The sequence below is a fragment of the Micromonospora sp. RV43 genome (assembly GCF_001029515.1).
Taxonomy (GTDB): domain Bacteria; phylum Actinomycetota; class Actinomycetes; order Mycobacteriales; family Micromonosporaceae; genus Micromonospora; species Micromonospora aurantiaca.
The window spans coordinates 53360-60000 of record NZ_LEKG01000035.1 but is presented as its reverse complement, the minus strand read 5'-3'; the positions used below and the strand labels follow the sequence as shown (position 1 = coordinate 60000).

Annotated in this window: 2 protein-coding genes and 3 rRNA genes (1 of these 5 cut by a window edge); 4 read left to right on the top strand and 1 reads right to left on the bottom strand. The window is 63.2% G+C overall.

The window, feature by feature from the left end; translation table 11 throughout:
• The 4 genes from ABD52_RS11745 to ABD52_RS11730 form a co-directional block, all read left to right on the top strand.
• Positions 1 to 154 (top strand): 16S ribosomal RNA (locus ABD52_RS11745); it begins 1361 nt to the left of the window's first position.
• Between the two features lie 377 nt (positions 155 to 531).
• Positions 532 to 3641: ribosomal RNA gene (locus tag ABD52_RS11740) — 23S ribosomal RNA — on the top strand.
• A gap of 79 nt (positions 3642 to 3720) precedes the next feature.
• Positions 3721 to 3837: ribosomal RNA gene (gene rrf / locus ABD52_RS11735) — 5S ribosomal RNA — on the top strand.
• The 16S, 23S and 5S rRNA genes sit together here, the layout of an rRNA operon.
• 205 nt (positions 3838 to 4042) lie before the next feature.
• Positions 4043 to 4669, top strand: coding sequence for an NADPH-dependent F420 reductase (locus tag ABD52_RS11730; protein ID WP_013474935.1), 627 nt, complete (start codon positions 4043 to 4045; stop codon positions 4667 to 4669).
• Between the two features lie 58 nt (positions 4670 to 4727).
• Here ABD52_RS11730 and ABD52_RS11725 read toward each other — a convergent pair whose 3' ends face one another.
• Complete coding sequence (locus tag ABD52_RS11725) at positions 4728 to 6545, bottom strand: VanW family protein (RefSeq protein WP_200905182.1); 1818 nt, start codon at positions 6543 to 6545, stop codon at positions 4728 to 4730.
• Positions 6546 to 6641: the final 96 nt, after the last annotated feature.

Genomic DNA, 6641 nt, shown 5'->3' with positions numbered 1-6641 from the left:
TTGTACACACCGCCCGTCACGTCACGAAAGTCGGCAACACCCGAAGCCGGTGGCCCAACCCTTGTGGAGGGAGCCGTCGAAGGTGGGGCTGGCGATTGGGACGAAGTCGTAACAAGGTAGCCGTACCGGAAGGTGCGGCTGGATCACCTCCTTTCTAAGGAGCACCATCCACCGAAAGGTGGCATGGAGCCCGCGGCCCGCGAATGTCGGGTCGGGGTGCTCAGATGGCGGAGACACTGGCAAGTTCGGCGCCGGCAACGGCCGTGGTTCCTCTAGTACAGCTGCTCTTCGGGGTGGTGGGAACGAGACTGTGGTGCGGCTGGTGAAGGATGTAAGCACCCTGTTGGGTCCTGAAGGAACAACCCGAGTGGTTGTTGTTTCAGAGCCTTGAGACGGACCGAAGGGTCTGTCAGGCGCCAGGCATGGCCTGGTCTCGCATACCGCCGGCGGTTGCCGGGTTGTTGGTGTGGGGCTGTGGGTTGTGGGTTGGTTGTTTGTTGAGAATTGCACAGTGGACGCGAGCATCTTTGTGGTCAAGTTGTCAAGGGCGAACGGTGGATGCCTTGGCACCAGGAGCCGATGAAGGACGTGGGAGGCCGCGATAGGCCTGGGGGAGCTGTCAACCAAGCTGTGATCCCAGGGTGTCCGAATGGGGAAACCCGGCATCAGTCATGTGATGTCACCCGCACCTGAACACATAGGGTGTGTGGGGGGAACGCGGGGAAGTGAAACATCTCAGTACCCGTAGGAAGAGAAAACAAATAGTGATTCCGTGAGTAGTGGCGAGCGAAAGCGGATTGAGGCTAAACCGGCGGCGTGTGATACCTGTCAGGGGTTGCGTGGTCGGGGTTGTGGGACCCTGCTCAACAGGCTGACATCTGTTGGAGAAGTTACAAAGCCAGTGGCTAGTCGAACAGTCTGGAATGGCTGACCGTAGACGGTGATAGTCCGGTAGGTGAAAGTTGCTGGTCTTCTGTGGGTGTTCCCGAGTAGCGGCGGACTCCTGAAATCTGCCGTGAATCTGCCAGGACCACCTGGTAAGCCTAAATACTTCCTGGTGACCGATAGCGGACGAGTACCGTGAGGGAATGGTGAAAAGTACCCCGGGAGGGGAGTGAAATAGTACCTGAAACCGTTCGCCTACAATCCGTCGGAGCCTTGCGGGGTGACGGCGTGCCTTTTGAAGAATGAGCCTGCGAGTTAGTGGCATGTGGCGAGGTTAACCCGTGTGGGGGAGCCGTAGCGAAAGCGAGTCTGAATAGGGCGTTTTTAGTCGCATGCTCTAGACCCGAAGCGGAGTGATCTAGCCATGGGCAGGCTGAAGCGCGGGTAAGACCGCGTGGAGGGCCGAACCCACCAACGTTGAAAAGTTGGGGGATGACCTGTGGTTAGGGGTGAAAGGCCAATCAAACTCCGTGATAGCTGGTTCTCCCCGAAATGCATTTAGGTGCAGCGTCGCGTGTTTCTTGCCGGAGGTAGAGCACTGGATGGTCTAGGGGGCCCACAAGCTTACCGAAATCAGCCAAACTCCGAATGCCGGTAAGTGAGAGCGCGGCAGTGAGACTGCGGGGGATAAGCTTCGTAGTCGAGAGGGAAACAGCCCAGATCACCAGCTAAGGCCCCTAAGCGTGTGCTAAGTGGAAAAGGATGTGGGGTCGCATAGACAACCAGGAGGTTGGCTTAGAAGCAGCCACCCTTTAAAGAGTGCGTAATAGCTCACTGGTCAAGTGGTTCCGCGCCGACAATGTAGCGGGGCTCAAGCACACCGCCGAAGCTGTGGCATTCACATTTTAACTTCGTGCCTCCTTGATGGGGTATGCAGGTGTGTGGATGGGTAGGGGAGCGTCGTGCCGGGGGTGAAGCAGCGGGGTGACCCAGTTGTGGACGCGGCACGAGTGAGAATGCAGGCATGAGTAGCGAAAGAAGGGTGAGAAACCCTTCCGCCGGATGACCAAGGGTTCCAGGGCCAGGCTAATCCGCCCTGGGTGAGTCGGGACCTAAGGCGAGGCCGAGAGGCGTAGTCGATGGACAACGGGTTGATATTCCCGTACCCGCGAAAGAGCGACCCTGACGAACCTCGTTGTGCTAACCACCCGAACTGCCGGCGGTCTTCGGACCAATGGTGGGGAGCGTGGGAACCTGGCGGGTAGTAGTCAAGCGATGGGGTGACGCAGGAAGGTAGCTGATCCCGGCCGGTGGTTGTGCCGGGGTAAGCGTGTAGGCCGTGCCGTAGGCAAATCCGCGGCGCATGTAGGCTGAGACGTGATGCCGAGCCGATTCAGGTGAAGTCAGTGATCCTATGCTGCCGAGAAAAGCCTCTAGCGAGTTCTTAGCGGCCCGTACCCCAAACCGACACAGGTGGTCAGGTAGAGAATACCGAGGCGATCGGGCGAACTGTGGTTAAGGAACTCGGCAAATTGCCCCCGTAACTTAGGGAGAAGGGGGGCCGGAGACGTGAAGCCCCGCGCGGGTGGAGCGTTGTATGGCCGCAGAGAGCAGGGGGAAGCGACTGTTTACTAAAAACACAGGTCCATGCGAAGAAGTAATTCGATGTATATGGACTGACGCCTGCCCGGTGCTGGAACGTTAAGGGGACCTGTTAGCTCTCACGAGCGAAGCGGAGAACTTAAGCGCCAGTAAACGGCGGTGGTAACTATAACCATCCTAAGGTAGCGAAATTCCTTGTCGGGTAAGTTCCGACCTGCACGAATGGCGTAACGACTTCCCCACTGTCTCAACCACAGGCCCGGCGAAATTGCATTACGAGTAAAGATGCTCGTTACGCGCGGCAGGACGGAAAGACCCCGGGACCTTTACTATAGCTTGACATTGGTATCTGAATTAGCTTGTGTAGGATAGGTGGGAGCCGGTGAAGTCCATACGCCAGTATGGGTGGAGGCAATCTTGAAATACCACTCTGGTTGATTTGGGTATCTAACTTCGGACCGTTATCCGGTTCAGGGACAGTGTCTGGTGGGTAGTTTAACTGGGGCGGTTGCCTCCTAAAGGGTAACGGAGGCGCCCAAAGGTTCCCTCAGCCTGGTTGGCAATCAGGTGTTGAGTGCAAGTGCACAAGGGAGCTTGACTGTGAGACTGACAGGTCGAGCAGGGACGAAAGTCGGGACTAGTGATCCGGCACTGGCATGTGGAAGCGGTGTCGCTCAACGGATAAAAGGTACCCCGGGGATAACAGGCTGATCTTCCCCAAGAGTCCATATCGACGGGATGGTTTGGCACCTCGATGTCGGCTCGTCGCATCCTGGGGCTGTAGCAGGTCCCAAGGGTTGGGCTGTTCGCCCATTAAAGCGGTACGCGAGCTGGGTTTAGAACGTCGTGAGACAGTTCGGTCCCTATCCGCCGTGCGCGTAGGATACTTGAGAAGGGCTGTCCCTAGTACGAGAGGACCGGGACGGACGAACCTCTGGTGTGCCAGTTGTCCCGCCAGGGGCACGGCTGGTTAGCTACGTTCGGAAGGGATAACCGCTGAAAGCATCTAAGCGGGAAGCTCGCTTCAAGATGAGGTATCCCACCCACATTTGTGGGGTAAGGCCCCCAGCTAGACGACTGGGTTGATAGGCCGGAAATGTAAGCCCGGTAACGGGTTCAGTTGACCGGTACTAATAGGCCGAGGACTTGACTACTAAGCTGCTACGCGTCCACTGTGCAACTCTGAACAAACCACCACCCATGTTGTTGGGTTGGTTGACATGTTCATAGAGTTACGGCGGTCATGGCGGAGGGGAAACGCCCGGTCACATTCCGAACCCGGAAGCTAAGCCCTCCAGCGCCGATGGTACTGCACTCGGGAGGGTGTGGGAGAGTAGGACACCGCCGGACAATCTTCCAATTCAGGGCCACCCCATGCGGGGTGGCCCTGAATTGCGTTGCCCCCCGGAAAACACCACGACGGACCGCCTCGGTCTCGTACCGTCGAGCCGGGACCGTCGACGCACGATCGCCCGCCGGCTCGGCGGCGCGAAACGTGACGTGTCGTACGCCGGGACCGTGATCGGGTCCGACCGCACGGGGTACAGGAGTGGGCATGGAGATCGGAATCATCGGGTCGGGGCACATCGGGGGCACCCTCACCCGTCGTCTGCGTTCACTCGGTCACGACGTCGCGGTGGCCAACTCCCGCGGGCCGCAGAGCCTGACCGACCTCGCCGCCGAGACCGGCGCCCGGGCGGTGTCGGTGGAGGAGGCCGTGCAGGGCGCCGAACTGGTGGTCATCGCGATCCCGCTGAAGGCGGTGCCGCAGCTCCCCGCGGCGCTGTTCGACGGCAAGCTTGTGGTCGACGCCGACAACTACTACCCCCAGCGGGACGGGGACATCCCCGAGCTGCTGGACCGCAGTCTCAGCTCCAGCCGCTGGACCGCCGATCACCTCAAGGGCGCCCGGGTGGTGAAGGTCTTCAACAACATCCAGGCCGCGCACCTGATGGACGAGGGCAAGCCGGCGGGTACGGCGGGCCGGATCGCGTTGCCGGTGGCCGGTGACGACGCGGACGCCAAGCGGATCGTGATGGAGCTGGTGGACGAGCTGGGCTTCGACCCGGTCGACGCGGGCACCCTGGACGAGAGCTGGCGGCAGCAGCCGGACACGCCCGTCTACGGCACCGACCGGGACGCCGACGGCGTACGCGAAGGGCTGGCCGCGGCACGGCCGTGAGAATCATGGGAAAGGCCCCGCCGGATACGTCCGGCGGGGCCTTTCTGCGTCTCATGGATCAGTCGTCGCCCGGCTTCGGGGCGCAAATGAAGCGCGGCTCGGCGTCGTAGCGCCAGCTGAACTTCTCCCGCTTGAACACCTTGCCGTCCTTCTTGATGACCCGGAACGCGTCCTGGGCGAACCCGACAGCGCCGGCGGCGGCGATGCAGGTCGGACCCGGCGTCAGGTAGACCGTCTTCGGCTGGGTGATGTTGCGGCGCGGACCGTACTCGGTCTTCACGCTGTCGTAGATCTTGGTGCTCCAGATCGAGACAGTGATCGAGCTGGACGTGTACGACGTGTCGATCAGGACGCCGTACGGCGTGTTGTTGCGGAACTTGAAGTCGAGCTGAGGCCAGTAGATGGTCGACTCGATCACCGCCGGGTATCGGCTGAAGTAGAACGAGTGCGGCTTGTGCTCGACGTCCTCCAGCCCGGCGTAGTAGGTGGCGTTGAACAGCGTGGTGGTGAACTGGGAGACACCACCGCCGACGCCCGGCACCAGCTTTCCGCCGACGATCGTCGGCGCGTCCTTGTATCCCTGGTCGTAGCCGCGTTCGCCGGTGTGCCCGTTGAGCGAGAACGTCTCGCCCGGCTTCACCAGCGCGCCGTCCACGTCCTTCGCCGCGCGGACGATGTTCTGGCTGCGCGGCGACGAGAGGCCGCCGGTGAATTGGGTGGTGAACGTCGACACCCGCTCCTTGATGCCGAGCTTCGCCAGCTCCGCCTCGGTCAGCTCGGGGGCGGCCGGCTTCAGCTCGGCGGTCACCGTACGGCCCTCGGTCTTCGGCAGCACCGCGAGCAGCGCCGGGCCGAGCGCGGCGGCGTCGACCTGGCGTCCGGGCTTGCTGGGCAGCACCTTCGGCTTGCCGCCGCTGATGGTCAGTCCGGCGTCCCGCGGCTCGACCTCGAGCTTCGTGAGCCGGTCCCCCAGTGCGGTACGCAGCCGCTTGACGTCGACCTTCGGGGTGAGCGTGCCGGCGTCGTCGGCGGAGAAGCGCAGCGACCGGGCGATGGCGGCGGGCGGGACGGTGACCGAGCCGCCGTCGGTGGTGAGCGTGACCGGTGCGGCCACCGCGGGCCGGGCCAGCTCGGCGACGAGCCGGTCCACCTCCTCGCGGGTGGTGGCCGGCCACTTCTCGACGAGCGGCACGGTGACCGGCTCGGCGGCCAGCCAGCCGGCCTTCACCACCGAGGTGGCGCCATCGGTGTCGATCGTCAGCGCCGGCTTCGGGTAGACCGGCTTCGGTGTGGTCCCGGTCCAGATGATCGCCGGCATGGTCATCTCACGCCCCTGCGCGCCCATCACCTTGCGCAGGGCCGCCCCAAGCTTGGCCTGGTCGACGGTCACCACCGGCTCGACCGCCCGGGAGCCGACGAGCCGGCTCACCGCGTGCGCGTCGGCCTCGGCAGCCGCCGCCACCGTCGCGTCCACGTCGATGGCGAGCCCCACCTCGGACGGCTTCAGCTCGGCCTTGTTCTCACCGACTGCGACCGCGAGCGGGGCGTCCAACTTGTCGGCCCGGCGTTCCAGCTCGGCGCGGAGCGCCTGGGCCGCCTCCGCGCGGCTCCGCCCGCCCAGCTCGGTGCCGAGCACCGTGGTGCCGCGGGGCACGTCACCGGCGTACGCGTAGGCGCCCAGGCCGACACCGCCGGCGAGCACGGCCGCGACGATCCCTCCGGCCAGCAGCAGCCGGGCCCGTCGCGAGCGTGTCGGCTTGGCCGCGCCGCCCCCGGGTGGTGTGGCGACCGGCTCCATCTCGACGCCGGGCCAGCTCACCGCCGCCACCTTGATGGTGGGACGGTCGTCGGCAGCCGGCATCTTCTCGCCGTACATCGTCACTGCAACCTCGATCGGAAGTACACGCGGGGACCGCTTCCCCCGCGGGAGACACCTACGGTAACCAACGCTCGGGCCCGCCGGGAGTGTCCG